Annotated in this window: 17 protein-coding genes; 16 read left to right on the plus strand and 1 reads right to left on the minus strand. The window is 33.8% G+C overall.

The window, feature by feature from the left end:
* Positions 1-30: 30 nt before the first annotated feature.
* The 15 genes from AA81_RS06190 (at position 31) to lipS2 (ending at position 14,471) form a co-directional block, all read left to right on the plus strand.
* The gene (locus tag AA81_RS06190) at positions 31-882 is read left to right on the plus strand and encodes an aldo-keto reductase family protein (RefSeq protein ID WP_103898549.1); all 852 of its coding nucleotides are present in this window, start codon (positions 31-33) and stop codon (positions 880-882) included.
* Positions 883-893: 11 nt separating this feature from the next.
* Positions 894-1,817 (plus strand): carbohydrate kinase family protein, encoded by a 924-nt coding sequence (locus tag AA81_RS06195; RefSeq protein ID WP_103898550.1) that lies wholly within the window; start codon positions 894-896, stop codon positions 1,815-1,817.
* Positions 1,818-1,896: 79 nt separating this feature from the next.
* A complete protein-coding gene (locus tag AA81_RS06200) occupies positions 1,897-2,817 on the plus strand; it encodes a pseudouridine-5'-phosphate glycosidase (RefSeq protein ID WP_103898551.1) in 921 nt (306 codons plus the stop codon).
* Positions 2,818-2,829: 12 nt separating this feature from the next.
* A complete protein-coding gene (locus AA81_RS06205) occupies positions 2,830-3,711 on the plus strand; it encodes a pyridoxamine kinase (protein ID WP_103898552.1) in 882 nt (293 codons plus the stop codon).
* A gap of 52 nt (positions 3,712-3,763) precedes the next feature.
* Positions 3,764-4,984: an arginine deiminase gene (locus AA81_RS06210; protein WP_103898553.1), complete on the plus strand. Its 1,221-nt coding sequence runs from the start codon at positions 3,764-3,766 to the stop codon at positions 4,982-4,984.
* A 17-nt stretch (positions 4,985-5,001) separates the two neighbouring features.
* Positions 5,002-6,303: a cyclic 2,3-diphosphoglycerate synthase gene (locus AA81_RS06215; protein WP_103064978.1), complete on the plus strand. Its 1,302-nt coding sequence runs from the start codon at positions 5,002-5,004 to the stop codon at positions 6,301-6,303.
* A gap of 92 nt (positions 6,304-6,395) precedes the next feature.
* On the plus strand, positions 6,396-7,106 hold the full coding sequence (locus AA81_RS06220; RefSeq protein WP_103064915.1) for a hypothetical protein: 711 nt from the start codon (positions 6,396-6,398) through the stop codon (positions 7,104-7,106).
* A 7-nt stretch (positions 7,107-7,113) separates the two neighbouring features.
* Entirely contained in the window at positions 7,114-8,280 is a 1,167-nt protein-coding gene (locus tag AA81_RS06225) for an LCP family protein (protein WP_103064916.1), read from the plus strand.
* Positions 8,267-9,355 carry an ABC transporter permease gene (locus AA81_RS06230; protein WP_169999637.1) on the plus strand — a complete coding sequence of 363 codons (1,089 nt, stop codon included), beginning with the start codon at positions 8,267-8,269 and terminating at the stop codon, positions 9,353-9,355. Before AA81_RS06225 ends, AA81_RS06230 begins: the two co-directional genes overlap by 14 nt.
* 15 nt (positions 9,356-9,370) lie before the next feature.
* The gene (gene ndk / locus AA81_RS06235) at positions 9,371-9,817 is read left to right on the plus strand and encodes a nucleoside-diphosphate kinase (protein ID WP_012208733.1); all 447 of its coding nucleotides are present in this window, start codon (positions 9,371-9,373) and stop codon (positions 9,815-9,817) included.
* A 20-nt stretch (positions 9,818-9,837) separates the two neighbouring features.
* A complete protein-coding gene (gene glgD, locus AA81_RS06240; RefSeq protein ID WP_012208734.1) occupies positions 9,838-10,959 on the plus strand; it encodes a glucose-1-phosphate adenylyltransferase subunit GlgD in 1,122 nt (373 codons plus the stop codon).
* A gap of 13 nt (positions 10,960-10,972) precedes the next feature.
* Positions 10,973-12,229, plus strand: a complete 1,257-nt coding sequence (locus AA81_RS06245; RefSeq protein ID WP_012208735.1) for a glucose-1-phosphate adenylyltransferase — start codon at positions 10,973-10,975, stop codon at positions 12,227-12,229.
* A 48-nt stretch (positions 12,230-12,277) separates the two neighbouring features.
* Entirely contained in the window at positions 12,278-13,249 is a 972-nt protein-coding gene (locus AA81_RS06250; protein ID WP_103898555.1) for a DUF4899 domain-containing protein, read from the plus strand.
* A gap of 1 nt (position 13,250) precedes the next feature.
* A complete protein-coding gene (locus tag AA81_RS06255; protein ID WP_041534063.1) occupies positions 13,251-13,538 on the plus strand; it encodes a hypothetical protein in 288 nt (95 codons plus the stop codon).
* A 45-nt stretch (positions 13,539-13,583) separates the two neighbouring features.
* Positions 13,584-14,471, plus strand: a complete 888-nt coding sequence (gene lipS2, locus AA81_RS06260; RefSeq protein WP_103898556.1) for a LipS2 family lipoyl synthase — start codon at positions 13,584-13,586, stop codon at positions 14,469-14,471.
* On the opposite strand, the gene AA81_RS06265 is transcribed toward lipS2, so the two are convergent.
* The gene (locus AA81_RS06265; RefSeq protein ID WP_169926238.1) at positions 14,468-15,178 is read right to left on the minus strand and encodes a glycerophosphodiester phosphodiesterase family protein; all 711 of its coding nucleotides are present in this window, start codon (positions 15,176-15,178) and stop codon (positions 14,468-14,470) included. The two genes, lipS2 and AA81_RS06265, sit on opposite strands and share 4 nt — an antisense overlap.
* A gap of 88 nt (positions 15,179-15,266) precedes the next feature.
* On the opposite strand from AA81_RS06265, the gene AA81_RS06270 reads away from it, so the two are divergent.
* Positions 15,267-16,649 (plus strand): ADP-ribosylglycohydrolase family protein, encoded by a 1,383-nt coding sequence (locus AA81_RS06270; RefSeq protein ID WP_103077997.1) that lies wholly within the window; start codon positions 15,267-15,269, stop codon positions 16,647-16,649.
* Positions 16,650-16,870: the final 221 nt, after the last annotated feature.

Below are 16,870 nucleotides of genomic sequence, written 5' to 3' on the forward strand. Positions count from 1 at the left end.
AGGGGGTACCATTGAAAGGAGGAACAACATATGGAGAGAAGGATTTTGGGTAAGACACAAGAAGAACTCTCTATAATAGGTCTGGATTTGGAAAAACTTTTGGTAAGAGAAGATGCTTATGAAATCAAAAGGTTTTTAGAAAAGTTTATTCTAGGTGGTGTAAATTTTTTTGAAATTTCTCCTACCTTCGAACCTAAAACCGAAACTGCCATTTTTCCAATAAATCTGTACAGAGATAAACTTTTTATTGCAGGTAGATCTTACTCAAAAAGTAGTGATGAGATACAACAGGACATAAAAGAACTCTTAGCTAAATTCAATCTTCAATATTTAGACTTGATCCAAATTGTTGTAAAAACTCAAGAGGATATTCACAGAATTCTAGGACCTGAAGGCGCTTTGGAGGGGTTCTTTGCCGCTAAAAATTTGAGCTTAGTAAAGTACATAGGGTTTTCAACAGACAAAGAAAGCATAGCATTACAACTTTTAGAAAGTTATGATTTTGATTCGATTACCTTTCCCATAGATTGGATGAATTGGTACACTGGTTATGGAAGAAAAGTAATTTCTAAAGCCAAGGAAAAAGGAACTGGCGTAATAAGTAAACAAAATCTTATAAAAAAGATAACGAAGATAAATGCAGAAAAAGGGATATCGGACCTTCTTTATATTCCTTCTGAAAGTTATGAAGAAGTGAAGACAACGATAAGATTTTCTCTTACTAAGCCAATAACCTCTATATTATGCTCTAGCCACATAAACCTTTTAGAATGGTTAATAAAAGCAGCAGACGAATTCACACCACTTGATATTCAAGAAGAAGAAAATTTGCGAAAAAGTTGTGAAGATCTAGGAAAAGTTTTTAACCCTAAAAACATTTGAGGAGAAATTTTATGTATGTATCAGTAATAGGAGGAATAAATACAGATTTCAAAGGATCTTCTTACGAAAAATTATCTCTCAAGACTTCAAACCCTGGACGTATTTTTTATTCCTCTGGTGGTGTATCTAGGAACGTTGCACACAATTTATGCAAATTAGAAGTCCCTGTTAATTTATTTGGAGCAGTTGGGAACGATGTATTTGGTGAAATAATTTTAGCCGAATTAGATAATCTAAAGATAAATACTAATTTTATCAAGATTTGTGATAACCGTCGTACGGGTGTTTACCTGGCTATTTTAGACGAAAAAAAAGATATGTTTGTCTCTATATCAGACATGGATATTATTAATGAGATAAATATAAATTATATAAAAAAACACAAAGATACGTTACTCCAATCAAAAATTGTCTTTCTTGAAGCAAATTTAGAACCTCAGACGATAGAATATATACTTAAAATCCTTGAAAACACGAATGTTTACACAGTTTTTAACGCCGTATCAAATCTAAAAGTAAAAAAATTAAAAAATATAACTGGAAAAATAGATTATCTGACCCTAAACTTCTCAGAATTGAAATCCTTAAGAGAACAAGAAAACTTGAATTTTTTTGATTATAAAAGTATACAAAAGACTTTTTCAGAAAAATTCCCCAATATTTTTAATTTAATTGTAACAAACGGGGAAGAGGGGGTTCTCCTTTTAAACAATCGCATTAAAAAAGCAGATTTCTTTTCTGTAGATGAAGTCGAAGACTCCGAAATAGTCGATGCCAATGGTGCTGGAGACGCTTTTACTGCCGGGCTTATCTATGGTATTTATGAAGATGCTGATATAGAAAAATGCATTGAATATGGAATAAAAGCCTCTCAAATTACCCTAAAAAGTCCAAAAACAGTTGCAGATGAGTTATCTTCTAAAATTTTTGATTAATTAAAAGGGCTGCGGGGTGGAGGGGCGCTATAGAAAGTTTGTAAAACAATAAAAATACAGCTTTTGGAGGAAAACTAATATGAATACAACCCCATATTTAGAAATAAAAGAAGAAGTGTACCAAGCTTTAAAAGAAAATAGACCTATCGTTGCCTTGGAATCAACTATAATTTCTCATGGAATGCCTTATCCACAAAATGTAGAAGTGGCAAAAAATGTAGAAGAAACAATAAGAGAAAGGGGAGCAGTTCCAGCAACTATCGCAATAATAGATGGCAAAATGAAAGTAGGATTATCAAAAGAAGAATTAGAATTCATGGCCACCTCCAAAAACATATTGAAAGCAAGCAGGATGGATCTCCCCGTTATCCTTGCAAAAGGTTTTAACGCCGCTACCACGGTTGCAGCAACTATGATTATAGCTGAACTTGCTGGAATAAAGGTCTTCGTAACGGGAGGAATAGGAGGTGTACATAGAAACGCTCAAGAAACTTTTGATATCTCCGCAGACCTGCAAGAGCTTGCGAAAACCAACGTGGCGGTGATATCTGCTGGACCTAAAGCTATATTAGATCTTCAATTAACCAAAGAATATTTGGAAACTTTCGGTGTCCCAGTGATTGGCTATCAAACAGACGAACTTCCATGCTTTTTTTCGAGGGAAAGTGGGATAAATGTACCTTATAGAGTTGAAACTCCTAAAGAAATCGCATCAATAATGAAGACAAAGTGGGACTTGGGCCTACAAGGGGGCATTTTTATTGCAAATCCTATTCCTAAAGAGTATTCACTGGATTTTGAGGAAATAGATAAAACAATAGAAAACGCAATAGAAGAGGCTAAAAGGCGAAAAATAAAAGGTAAGGAATTAACCCCCTTTCTACTTTCAAAAATAAACGAATTAACAAAAGGGGAAAGTTTAAAAGCAAATATTGAATTAGTCTACAACAATGCCCAACTTGGTGCAGAAATAGCAAAAGAGTTTAACATCCTATCTTAGGGGAAAGGAATGATGTATTTGAAAGAGAAACCCATCAAAAGAGTTGCGGCAATTCACGATCTTTCAGGTTTTGGAAAAGCTTCTTTAACCGTTGTAATTCCTATATTATCTTCTATGGAGATTCAAGTCTGCCCACTTCCCACTGCCATACTATCAACCCATACAGGGGGGTTTGAGGATTACTCTTTTTTGGATCTAACAGACAATATGAAAGATATAATATCGCATTGGAAAAAATTAGACCTGAGTTTTGATGCCATTTATAGTGGTTTTTTAGGTTCAGAAAAACAGATCGATATTGTAATGGAATTTATACAATATTTTTCACAGAAAAATGAAACTCTAGTAGTCGTTGATCCAGTAATGGGGGATGACGGGAGACTTTACGCTACCATTACTGAAGGCATGGTCAAAGATATGAAAAAACTAGTTTCCAAGTCTCATGTAATAACACCAAATTTAACGGAAGCTTGTTTTCTTTTGGATGAAAAGTACGACCAAGATATTAGTGAAGAGATGTTGAAAAGCTGGTTAAAACGTTTGTCAGACATGGGCCCAGAAATCGTTATTATAACAAGTGTTCCTGATGAATCTAAATCAAAAATAGGGGTATTAGCTTATGAAAGGACAAATAATAGGTTTTGGAAAATCACCAATAACTATATAAAAGCCTTATACCCTGGTACAGGGGACTCCTTTGCAAGCGTTATCGTTGGTAGTCTTTTAAACGGAGACAGTGTACCAATGGCAATAGACAGGGCTACTCAATTCGTTTCTACGTGTTTAAAAGCTAGTTATGGTTATAAATATCCCCAAAGGGAAGGCATACTTTTAGAAAAAGTGCTTGATACTTTGAACGCCCCAACACTTTTACAAAGCTATGAGATTTTTTAGAAGAGTTTTTGTTGTATAATATTAGAAAGGAAAAGGTTGGTGCTTAAAAGTCATGAATTTATCTGTGTATTCAGAAATCGGAAAATTAGAAAAAATCCTTCTACATAGACCGGGAAAAGAGTTAGAAAATTTATCTCCTCATTATCTTTCTGATCTGTTATTTGACGATATTCCTTTTTTGTATAAAGCGCAAGAAGAACATGATTACTTTGCAAATGTTTTAAGAGAGAACGGTGTAGAAGTTTTGTATCTTACTGAATTGTTGACGGAAACGCTTAATGATTTGGATTTAAAAGAAAAATTTGTCAAAGAGTTTTTACAATTCTCAGAAATATACAATAGCTTCATTTATGCTCTTTTAAAAGATTATTTGTTTTCCCTAGATACCAAAGAAATGGTGGATACTATAATATCGGGTATACGTTCTGATGAACTAGAAATTAACAGAAACATCTTCTCCTTGAGGGTTAGAAGAGCGGATATAGAGTTACCTTTTTTCCTTCCACCTATGCCGAATCTATATTTTCAAAGGGATCCTGTGGCGATTTTGGGAAAAGGTGCCTGCGTGAACAGAATGAAAACCTCAGCAAGAAGAAGAGAAGTTATGCTTATGGAATATGTCATAAAATACAACACAAAATTTGAAGGCACCCCATTGTATTACGAGAAAGATTACCCTTATCCAATAGAGGGTGGGGATATCTTAGTGTTAAGCGAAAAAGTTTTAGCGGTAGGGATTTCTCAAAGAACCTCACCAGAAGCTGTTGAAATCCTAGCTAAGAAGTTTCTAAAAGAAAATAAAGACACCTTTGAGAAGATAATTGCTTTTATAATACCTGATAATAGGGCTTATATGCATTTAGACACCATATTCACAATGGTTGATTACGATAAATTTCTAGTACATGCAAATTTAAGAGAAGATATAGATACTTTCATTATTACTAAGTCTAAAGAGGGATTTGATTTTTATGAAGAAGAAGAAAGTTTGGAAAACATATTAAAAAAACATCTTAATTTAGATCATGTCGAAATTATTAAATGTGGAAACGCTGATATAATAGCATCACACAGAGAGCAGTGGAATGATGGCTCCAACAGTTTGGCAATAGAACCCGGAAAGGTTATCACCTACGACCGAAATTACATTACCAACAGAGAATTAGAAAAATCGGGGATAGAAGTTTTAACTATACCCTCCAGCGAACTATCTAGAGGAAGGGGAGGCCCTAGGTGTGCTAGTATGCCACTTATAAGGAGGAGATACTCTTGAGGAAAAAAGTTTTGATAATGGGAGCAGCAGGCAGAGATTTTCATAATTTCAACGTTTATTATCGCGATAATCCTGACTACGAAGTTGTTTGTTTCACAGCCACACAAATTCCTGATATCGAAGGAAGGCTTTACCCCAAAGAACTCGCTGGAGAGTTGTATCCCAATGGGATACCCATAGAATCAGAAGCAAATTTAGTCAATCTTATCAAAGAAAACAACATCGACGAAGTAGTTTTATCCTACAGCGATTTGCCGTTTTCGTATGTAATGGAAAAGGCTTCTTTGGTGCTTGCTAGTGGCGCAGATTTTAAACTTCTGGGCCCCAATAATTCTATGTTGAAATCCAAAAAACCTATTATCTCGATTTGTGCCGTTAGAACCGGTTCAGGAAAAAGTCAAACAACGAGGAGAGTTTTGGATATTCTAAAAAATAAAGGTTTAAAAGTAGTTTCAATCAGACATCCAATGCCATATGGGAACCTAGTAAAGCAAAAGGTACAAAGGTTTGCCACTTACGAAGATCTAGATAAACACGAATGTACAATTGAAGAAAGAGAGGAGTATGAACCTCATATAGATAGGAACTCTGTCATCTATGCAGGTGTTGATTATGAAGAGATATTGAGACAGGCGGAAGAAGAAAATCCCGATGTTATATTATGGGATGGTGGAAACAACGATTTTTCATTCTATAAACCCGATTTATCTATCGTTGTAGTCGATCCACACAGAGCCGGTCATGAAGTATCCTATTTCCCTGGAATGACGAATCTTATTATGGCAGATGTTCTAGTTATCAATAAAGAAGAAACAGCAACATTGGAAGGCATTGAAAAAGTAAGAGCAAATATAGAAAAATGGAATCCAAACGCAACAGTGATCGATGCTGCGTCTCCTTTGTTCGTCAAAAATCCTTCTATTATAAGAGGAAAGAGATGCCTTGTTATTGAAGATGGTCCAACCTTAACTCACGGCGAAATGACCTATGGAGCCGGTTTCATAGCTGCCAAAAAGTTTGGAGCTTCTGAAATAATTGACCCAAGACCTTATGCAGTTGGTTCAATAGTAAATACTTATAAGAAATATACTCATCTTGATAAAATACTTCCCGCAATGGGTTATGGAAAAAAACAGATAAAAGAACTGGAAGAAAGCATCAATAAATCCGATGCCGAAGTTGTGGTTATAGGTACACCAATTGATCTAACAAGAATTATGGACATAAAAAAACCTACAGTTAGGGTAACTTACGAGTTGCAAGAAATCGGTAAACCTGATTTAGAAGAAGTTTTAAGTAATTTTTTAGAAAACAAATAAAATTTTTGAGAGATGCTCATTGAGAGCATCTCTCGTTGATGTTTTTTAATTTCTAAATTATCTAAGGAATTCGCATGTTGGAGGTGTGTTTTGTGGCAAATGTGTATGTTGGAGGAAAAAGAAAAAGAGGCAGAAGAATATGGCTTATCTTGATAATAATTATCGCTATAATCGCGGCTTTTTTAGGCTTCATGTTATATAGATACAACCAATTCATCAACAATCCTGTAGCAGCTTCGAGCAGTGTAACTTATACAGCATCTTATGACAATGGGCTATATTTTATAAGGGTTCTGAACGATAACAGAAAGATAATGATAGTCAAAGTAGAAGATGGAACTACATTTCCAGAGTCTTACATTACTCTATCTTCTGAAAATTTAGATAAAGTGACAAACGATTTTTTGGAGTTGTTTGATCTTAACTCAAATTTTAATTATTATTTCTACCTAAATGATGAAGTTGCCAACGAGTTTATAAGTAAATTAGGAGGCAGCAACTTAAAAGGTATCGATGGATTTTTTGACGTTTTGAAGAATAGTGAGATAAGATTTTGGCAAGTTTTCAGTTTGGGAGGATACGTAGATATAGTCAAAAATTACGATAGGTCGACCAATTTAGACGAAGAAGGTATTTATGCCCTCATTGATGGCTTTTCAAAGTACTCTATTACCAATTACGATAAATTAACCGTTCCACTCCTTTTAAATGAACCTATTCAAATCAATATAGCAAATCAAACAATCGAAAGAAAATACGCGGATGTAGAGGCTTTTGAAAGGGTCAAAGAGATCGTGGAGTGATTATTATTTGAAAATACATATCTTAAGAATATTATCTTTCATTTTTCTGATTTTTTTGACACTCAGTTTTATAATACCTTTACGTAAGAATATTCAATTAGATTTATCCCCCATAGAATTTCCTTACTATTTTTTAGTCCTGGGAATGGACGAGAACATCGAAAGTTCAACAAGAACTGATGTCATAATCTTAGGGGGAATCGATAAAGGAAAAATCGTTTTTCTACCCATACCAAGGGATCTTTTGATCAGTATCGATCAAAGTGAAAGAAGAATTAACTCTGTTTATGAAATTTACGGCATAGACAGGCTAAAAGAAGAGGTCGAAAAATTAAGCGGTGTTCAGATTTCAGATTACATAATTTTTGATTATTCTATATTTAAAAGTATTGGTGACTTGTTTGCTCCAATAGATATATACATAGAATCAGATATGAGTTACTCAGATTACCATCAAAATTTACACATAGATTTTAAAAAAGGGTATAATAAGTTAAACGGTGAAGAATTGTTATATTATGTAAGGTATAGAGATACATCGGGAGATTTAGGAAGGATGGAACGTCAAAAAAATGTTGTATTGGCTTTATTGGATGAAGTTCAATCTGCTGGAATAAATAAACTCCTTGAAGCTATTAATATAGGTTTATCTGACACGATTAATTCTTTTGAAATCCAAGATCTACTTTTTTTGTATAACCAAGCGAAGGATGCCCAGATGGAATTTATCTCATTCCCCTATCTAATCAAAGATAGCTATGTAGTTGTTGATGAAAGTAAAATACCCCAAATTCAATACAAGTTGAAAACCTTTGAAACATATTCTGACCAAAGCAATGATAAACCAAAAATTCTCATAACCAAAAATTTTTCTAGTAAATTATATAATTTTTATACATATGTTTTTGACGTATGGAAAAAACCGGGGTATCAGATTAAGGTGTTGGATGAAACTTTTGATGGTTTAAGTGACCAATATTCATATGTTTTTTTTAGGAACGTCGAAGAAGAAACTAAGGAAAAGATAAAGGCAGATTTGAAAGAGACGTTCGGAACAAATTTCATCGAAATAGAAGATAAGTACAAATATTTCCAGTTGATAGATTTTATTTCAGAAAATTTGAACGATCCAACGGATTACGATGCTCTGGTGGTTCTCAATGAAAGGTGGTAAAAGAAATAATCCGGTTTTACTTTTGGCTATTTCTTTTTTCACAAGGTCGAAAAAAAACTTTAAATTCTCACTCATCGCTATGATAATAGGGGTATGGGGTATTATAGTAGTTACCTCAATAATAAATGGTTTCGATAGCTTGTTAATAGATTCAATAACTAATTTTTATCCTCATCTAGTTGTTAGAGGAAATTACACTCAAAACTCATCAGAAATAGACAAAATTGTAAATTTCAACATCTCCTCTGTAGCAGTTATAAACCAATCTAAAATTGCCTTCTCTCAGCTTATGGAATTGGATGATCTATCAATCTATGAAGGATTTATAAATGAGGAAAAGGGTACCGACGGGCTTATATTAGGAAATAAATTAGCGAATAATCTCAATGTTGAAATTGGTGATACCATAATAACTGTTAGAACAAAGGGCCTATTACCGATTTTCCAAGAAAGTACCATTACAGGAATATTCGATTCTGGGGTATATTCGTACGATTCAACTTTCATATTGTCTCAAAATTCAAACTCAAAAGAATATACCGGCATTTTTTTAAAAAATCCAAACAAGGCTCAACAATTTAAAGAAAAATATCTTTCTAGTTACTCCGCCCTCACTTGGGAAGAGTCCAATGAAACTTTGGCTAAGGCAGTCCAATTTGATAGCTTGATAGCTTTTATGATAACTTTTTTCATTCTTTTGATTTCTGGATTCAGTATATCAAACTCGGTTTCTTTCTCTGTCTTTACTAGAAAGAAAGAGATAGCTATTTTAAGGGCTCTTGGTTTTCAAAGAAGACAAGTAACTACTATTTTTATCTTAGAAACTTTTTTAATATCTCTAGTAGGATTTGTACTTGGAGTTATTGCCGGTGTTTTAACCTGCTGGTTTCTAATTATTTTAAAGATCCCATTACCCGAAGGCCTCTTTTATGTGGAATATTTACCCATTAAGATAACAGCCAGCTCTTTTTTGATAGCCTTTTTAATAAACAGTTTTGTATCCATTTTTTTTAGTTATGTCGCATCAAGGCGAGCAGCGAGCTTCAATATTGTCGAATCTTTAAAAGATGAATAGAAGGGGGAGCTTAATTTGGCGGAAAAAGCATTTGTGATGATAAAACCTAACGCTGTTAAAAGAGGACTAATTGGTGAAATAATCAAAAGATATGAACAAAAAGGCCTAAAAGTAGTTGCTATGAAGATGATAAAGATGAAAAAAGCACAAGCTGAAGAGCTCTACAAAGTACACCAAGGTAAGGATTTTTATCAACCATTGATAGAATTCATACTATCTGGACCTGTGGTTGTTATGATTATAGAAGGCCCAAGGGTTATTGAAGCTGTTAGAAGTATAAACGGTGAAACGGATCCCCTAAAAGCTCAAGCAGGAAGCATTCGTGGAGAATTTGGGATAAGTGTCAGAAAGAACATTGTACATGCCTCAGATTCGATTCAAAGTGCTGAACAAGAGTGGAAAATTTTCTTTGAAGAAAATGAGATTTTTGAATATCTATGCGGGTTTGAAAACGAGTTGTAAACATCAAAGAGGTGAGGTTTATGAGGGTTGTAGGTCTTATTCTTTCTGGATCCACCAAAGATAATTTAGATAAATTAACTTTAAAAAGAACTAGTGCAGCCGTTCCTGTTTTTGGTAAGTACAGAGCAATAGATTTTACGTTAAGTAATATGGTAAATTCTGGCATCACAAACGTAGGAGTATTTACTCAATACAATCCTAGGTCTCTCATGGATCATTTGGGAAGCGGTAAAGAATGGAACTTGGATAGAAAAAGAGGGGGATTATTCATACTTCAGCCATTTATAAGCCCTCAAAGTCATAAAATGTACTATGAAGGAACAGCGGATGCAATATTTCAAAATTTGACCTTTTTGAGAAGATCATACGAAGATTTTGTTTTAATTGGTTCTGGAGATCATATATATAATATTGATTTTAGACCGCTTTTTAAATACCATGTAAAAAACGGCGCAGATATTACGTTGCTAACAAAAACTGTAGAAGAGGGAGTAAATTTTAGCCAATATGGACAAGTCATTACAGACGAAAATAACAGAATCACACAAATCTATGAAAAGGACTCCCAATATCGCTCTGATAAGATTTTTTTAGGTGTGTATTTTATAAACAAAGCATTTTTGATGGAAATTCTATATGCCAACGTATCAAACGGTAAATTCGATCTATTAAAAGATATAATCATTCCCAATTTATCCAGGATGAGAGTTTTTTCTTACGATTTTGATGGTTATTGGAAAAATATAAAAAAATCTGTGGAAGATTATTATAATATTAATATGGATATTCTAAAAGAAGAGGTCAGAAATGAATTGTTTTATTCACCAGAAAGAAAAATATATACTAAGCTCAAAGATTCGGTCCCACCGAAGATTAACGTTAACGCCGAAGTCTCCAATTCATTTATATCTGATGGTTGTATAATAAATGGAGTTGTTAGAAATTCTGTCCTTTCTAGGGATGTGTACGTTGGAGCGGGTTCAGTAATAGAAAATTGTATAGTACTTCAAGGAAGTTATTTAGAGGAAGGAAGTGTAATTAGAAAGACAATAATTGATAAAAACGTAAGGATAAGATCAGGGAGAAAGTTGGAAGGCATAGGTAACGAGATCAACGTTATAGAAAAAGGGGCTGTTCTATAAAGGAGGCATTGAAATGCGTGTTTTAGCTATCATTTTAGCTGGAGGTCAAGGAACAAGACTTGGGGTAATTACAAACAATTTAGCAAAGCCCGCCGTACCCTTCGGTGGAAAATATCGTATGATCGATTTCACTTTAAGTAATTGCGTTAATTCAAATATAAATACAGTAGGTGTTGTCACTCAATATATGCCACATAGGCTAGTAGAACATTTGGGGATAGGAAAACCCTGGGACTTGGACATAAAAGGCGGAGGTTTACATATTTTGCCCCCTTATCTAAGCAGATCAGGAACTTCTTGGTACCAAGGAACAGCCGATGCGGTTTATCAAAACATAGAATTCATAGAAAGGTATAAACCTGATTTTGTGTTACTGTTGTCAGGGGATCATGTATATAAAATGGATTACAACGATATAATAGATTATCATATAGAAAAAGATGCCGATGGTACTATAGCCTGTATGGAAGTACCAGTGAGCGAAGCACATAGATTTGGTATAATGGTCACTGACCCTTTCGATAGAATAATCGAATTTCAAGAAAAGCCCAAAGAACCAAGAGGAACCTTGGCTTCTTTGGGTATATATGTATTCAAATGGAATTTTCTAAAAGATGCTCTAATAAGAGATGCCAAAGATAATACTTCTGAACATGATTTTGGAAAAAATATTATTCCCAAATCGCTAGTAGAAAATTCTCAACTGTATGCTTTCAACTTTGAAGGGTATTGGAGAGACGTTGGAACTTTAGAATCTTATCTTGACTGTAATCTTGAGATAATTTCTCCCTTGCCTCCGTTAGACCTTCATGATGAAAATTGGAAAATATACACTCAATCGGAAGAGTTACCACCTGCTTTCATTGCAAAGGGATCTAGTGTAATAAAAAGCTTTGTTAGTGAAGGATCAGAAATATATGGTACAGTTGAAAATTCAGTAATTTTCCAGGGGGTAACCGTTTCAGAGGGAACTTATGTAAAAGATTCCATAATAATGAATAACGTATTTATCGGCAAAAATTCGTATATAGAAAAAACAATTATTGCTGAAAACACTATTATCGGTGATTCGGTTGAGATAGGAAAAGGCAAATTTTCAGAATCAAAAGTCGATAAAAAGATCTATAATTCAGATATAACTGTAATAGGCTTCAACTCGAAGATAAAAGACAAGATGATAATAGGGAAAAATTGTGTAATAGACAACGAGATAGATTTAAATGATTATGATGTGGAAGAAATAAAAAGTGGGGAAGGAATATCAAAGTGAACAAAAAATTTTTAGAAAAAACGTATATTCAAGAAAAGGGGAAAAAATATGGACTTTTATGCATTAAAATTTTTAGCAACCTCAAATTTAACTGGTGAAACGTATGTGGGATATATGTTTGGTAAAAAGGCTCAAACCCCCTATTTTAATGTTCTTTTGTTGAGTAGGGCTCAACTTAGAGAAATAGATCTTCCTGATATAACAAAAGATTATCTCGATTTTAAATCAGACATCGATATGCTGTATTATCAATTGTCTAAGGAAAAAAATAATAACCTTTTAACTCAGTTCAAAGCCTACTTCTACAGCATGCTAAAAAAAATGAAATTCGAGGTCACAGGGACAAAAATCTTTATGGCTATAGAAGATGAAGATGTTTATGTTTTAAAATCAATTTTGAGCGATATTTTAAGTGAATGGTCTGGAGATACAAAGATCAAGCTTGTAGCCCAAAAATTTGATTATAAGGATCTAACCTGGATAACAGCCGTTAAAGAAAAAGGTGAAGAAGGTTTAAAAGAATACTTAACTAGAGAAGACGTTAAAAATGCAACCGAAATCTATCCAATAATAGACCCCATAGAAGGTTATTCCGTTTCTAAATTGGATATAGGTGAACCTATAATAGTTTTACCAATTGAAAATAAAAATGAAGGCGAAAAAAAAATGGGAGAAGTAGTCGAGGGAAAAATTATATCTAAAGAGTTGATTCCTTCAAGCGACTATATATTTTTAAAAGTAGATCTAGGGAATGGGGTTTTGGGTAAAGCGGTAGTTCATAGAGAGTTAAAGGTTTCAGTAGACCAAAATCGACTTCAAATTTTAAGAAAGTCTCAAGAAAAAACTGAACACGAAAACGAAACAAAAACTATCGGAGATTTATACGTCCAAATGAAAAATGATAAAAGTATACCTATTGATAAAAAAATAGGTTCATTAGATGTACTGATAATAGCTGGTTTCTCAATAATAGGTATACTTTTGATAATTTTAATTATTATACTTCTGGGGTCGTTCTAATTTGAAAGTAGTGTTGACTTTTGTTATTATGATCCCAACGTTGATCTTTTCTGTGCTTTCATATGAATATGCCTATCGGATCCTTGAATACAGAAATTTGAAAGAAAAGGAAATCACAGAAGCCTTTGAATTAATAAATGAAGTGGAAGAAATCTTTGCGTTAACGCCTCAAGAGTTTTTGAATAGTTATGAAATTAAACAAACAATATCGACAACAACGAAAGAAGCGACTATTCATGTTTTTGAATATAAGGGATATGACTTCGTATACATCGAAAATACACGCTAAGTAACAAATATATCGAAACAATAGGTGAATGGAGGAATATTTAAATTGCGTTTATCCTATGCTACAGCTGTAGAACTCGGTTTAAAAAAAGGAAAAATTGACTTTCCAAACTACACAGCTTATCTCATGATCGGGGAAAAGTGCCTTTTCAACTGTTCTTATTGTGCACAAGCCAGGAATGCTCAAAGTAACACAGATCTATTATCAAGAATTAAATGGCCTGAAATATCTGTAGAAACTTTTAAAAATATCTTCATCCCAACAAAATTCAAACGTATATGTATCCAAGTTGTTTCTTCTTTAGATTATTGGAACGAATTAAACGAATTATTATCTTTCTTGGAAGAAACAGAAATACCTATCTCTGTTTCTATAAGGCCAAGAAATATTGAAGAAGTTAGAACCTTGTTTAAAAAGTACAACGTTGATAGGGTTGGAATGGCTATAGATGTAGCAAACAAAGAACTTTTCTCAAAAATCAGAGGCGGTAGATACGAATTCTACGAAAAAATGCTCATAAATGCTTCAAATGATTTCCCTAATAGAATTACAACACACATAATCGTGGGATTAGGAGAAACTGACGAAAATATTATAGAGTTTTTATTAAAAATGAAAAAGTTTAAGATATTGGTAAGTCTGTTTTCTTTTACCCCCATAAAGGGTACAAAATTTGAAAATCTTTTACCTCCTTCTTTATCTAGGTACAGAAAAATCCAGATCGCCAGAGAAATCATCCTAAAATACGAGGTGGAAAAAGCTGATTTTCTCTTTGATTCGAAAGGTAACCTTCAAAAATTGCCAGAAGTGAAAGTAGATATGGAAGAAACTAAAAAAACCTCGGGATGTCCATGGTGTACACGTCCTTTTTACAATGAAAAACCAGCAGAAGAGCTATACAACGTACCCATTCCCCGAAAGATTCATCTCTAAAGTTTCTCTTTTGCGATTTGTCTTCTTACTTCAACTATTTTTTCAACCTCGTCGGTAATTATACCGTCGTATAAACCTTTGAATGTGTGTAAATCCTTGGGATCGTTCACCGTCCATAAAAATATCTTCAAACCTTTTTCTTTCCATTTATGCAAGAACTCTTTAGAAATTTCTATATTATCTTTTAAAGCATCTATCCAAAGATTCAAAGAATAAAGATCGATCTCTTTATTCAATTCATCTACGTATTTTAAAGGATCATATTCAATCAGTAATCCAACTTTTGCACTTTTATCCAAACTTCTGACCTTTCTCAAAGCGTCAATTTTGAAAGAAGAAAATAGGGTTCGATCAATTGCATTCATTCTTTTAGTTATTACGTAGGAAGGAACAGCCGCCTCAACTTCTTTGATTTCTAAATTAAGAATAGCTTGCTCATCTAAATTAGAGATAACTTCTTCGACCATTGGAATGGTCTCTCCATTTTTAAAATGTATTTGTTTTAACTCCTCGTAAGTTAATTTCTTCAACTTTCTGTTGTTAATATTATCGTCATGAAGAACAACCAACGTTCCATCTTTAGTTAATCTCGAATCATATTCAATACCATCGGCACCATATTCTCTGGCTTTTTTAAAAGCTTCGATCGTATTTTCGACAAATTTTGCCCTGTACCCCCTATGCCCTAAAATCAGAAATTCATTCATAATTTTTTTAATCATCCTCCTAAGCAACTAATGTGATAAAATAATTATATCATTAGAGCTCCTCTTGTTTCAAGAAAGGAGAAAAATTATGAAGGCATGGGAAAACGAATTTAATAGAAGAAGAAACGCAAAACCAAAAAAAGATCACATCGAAAAATGGGAAGACGTAGAAAAAATGAATGTTTTCTCAAAAGAGATATTAGTAACCCTTTGGGATAGTAAAGTTCCAGGTTCTAACGCCCCAGAATCTCTCATCGTTGGTGCAGTCCAATCTTTAGAAAATATGGGAAAAAACGTAAACCAAGCGGAGTTGCTGCTGGATAAAGGCTTCGAAGCATTAGAAAATAAAGATTACTCTAAATTAAAGGCTATAACCTCAGAAATTTTCTTTTCTCTTTCCAAAGCCGATTCAATGTACAATAACGCATACGAAAAGTTTGATAGACCTTTGGAATGGAAAGATATCTCTAACTCTTTTCCTAGGCTAAAGTGTAATAATATTGATAATCTAAAAGACAAGATTTATGGTGGTTGGTTAGGCCAACTTGCAGGTGGATCTATGGGAACCAAACTTGAAGGATACACCCATGATGAGTTGGAAGAAACATATTCTGAACAATTGGGTACTTACATAGGTGAAGTTTCAACGATTAACGACGATGTAACCTATGAATTAATTTTTCTCAAAACTTACGAAGAGAAGGGGGAAGAGATCTCTTCAAAGGATTTAGCAAAAAATTGGATATCCTACATACCATTTGGATGGAGTGCTGAGTTGATAGCTCTTGAAAATATTAAAAGAGGAATATTCCCACCCGAGTCAGGATTTTTTAATAATCCATTTCAAGAATGGATAGGAGCACAGATGAGATGCATGGTTCATGGTTTATTGCAACCAGGCGATCCATATAATGCCGCAAAGTTAGCGTTTATAGATTCACAGGTATCTCACAGTGGTAACGGTATATACGGTGGCGTACATAGTGCTGTTATGACATCTTTGGCTTTTTCTGAAAAAGATCCAAGAAAAATAATCGAAAAATCATTGGATTATATTCCAAAAAATACTGAATTTAAAAAAGTCGTAGATAATGTAGTAAAATATTGCCAAACAAATAATGATTGGATCAGCGTCCTTAGAAAAACAGAGGAGTATTTCCAAAGTTATAATTGGGTTCATCTGTATCCAAATACTGCCTCGATTTTAACTTCTTTATGGTTTGGAGAAGGGGATTTTGATAAAACCATGAAGATCGTTTCTTCTTTCGGTTATGACGTTGATTGTAATGCTGGTGAGGTAGGTACGATATTAGGTATCATATATGGTGCAAACGATTTTCCGACTTATTGGTCATCCCCTTTGAAAGACACGTTGGAAACCTATTTACCAGATTTTTCAAAGATCCAAATTTCCACTTTAGCCCAATGGACTTTTCAATTAAGCGCCCAAAATGGTATTAATAAATCGTGAACACTTTAGCAATAAAAAGATTTTCAAAAATAAGATTTTGACTTTAAAAGGGGTACACGGCGGAGCCCTGTTTGCCGCAGTGAGCAAACAATGTTTTTAAATGATTTTGATCTTGAACTTGGGGTTCTTAAGGGGCCAAGCCCCTTAAAGATTATGGGTGGGGAGCGGGGCGAAGGGCGCTAACGTAGATTTCAAAGTTCATAAAGTCAGTACAATAAATC

This window comes from Petrotoga halophila DSM 16923 (assembly GCF_002924615.1).

Excerpts from the sequence above, each read along its gene's own strand:
- AA81_RS06190 (WP_103898549.1), top strand. The coding sequence starts at position 31 with ATGGAGAGAAGGATTTTGGGTAAGACACAAGAAGAACTCTCTATAATA.
- AA81_RS06195 (WP_103898550.1), top strand. The coding sequence starts at position 894 with ATGTATGTATCAGTAATAGGAGGAATAAATACAGATTTCAAAGGATCT.
- AA81_RS06200 (WP_103898551.1), top strand. The coding sequence starts at position 1,897 with ATGAATACAACCCCATATTTAGAAATAAAAGAAGAAGTGTACCAAGCT.
- AA81_RS06205 (WP_103898552.1), top strand. The coding sequence starts at position 2,830 with ATGTATTTGAAAGAGAAACCCATCAAAAGAGTTGCGGCAATTCACGAT.
- AA81_RS06210 (WP_103898553.1), top strand. The coding sequence starts at position 3,764 with ATGAATTTATCTGTGTATTCAGAAATCGGAAAATTAGAAAAAATCCTT.
- AA81_RS06215 (WP_103064978.1), top strand. The coding sequence starts at position 5,002 with ATGGGAGCAGCAGGCAGAGATTTTCATAATTTCAACGTTTATTATCGC.
- AA81_RS06230 (WP_169999637.1), top strand. The coding sequence starts at position 8,267 with ATGAAAGGTGGTAAAAGAAATAATCCGGTTTTACTTTTGGCTATTTCT.
- glgD (WP_012208734.1), top strand. The coding sequence starts at position 9,838 with ATGAGGGTTGTAGGTCTTATTCTTTCTGGATCCACCAAAGATAATTTA.
- AA81_RS06245 (WP_012208735.1), top strand. The coding sequence starts at position 10,973 with ATGCGTGTTTTAGCTATCATTTTAGCTGGAGGTCAAGGAACAAGACTT.
- AA81_RS06250 (WP_103898555.1), top strand. The coding sequence starts at position 12,278 with ATGGACTTTTATGCATTAAAATTTTTAGCAACCTCAAATTTAACTGGT.
- AA81_RS06265 (WP_169926238.1), bottom strand. The coding sequence starts at position 15,178 with ATGAATGAATTTCTGATTTTAGGGCATAGGGGGTACAGGGCAAAATTT.
- AA81_RS06270 (WP_103077997.1), top strand. The coding sequence starts at position 15,267 with ATGAAGGCATGGGAAAACGAATTTAATAGAAGAAGAAACGCAAAACCA.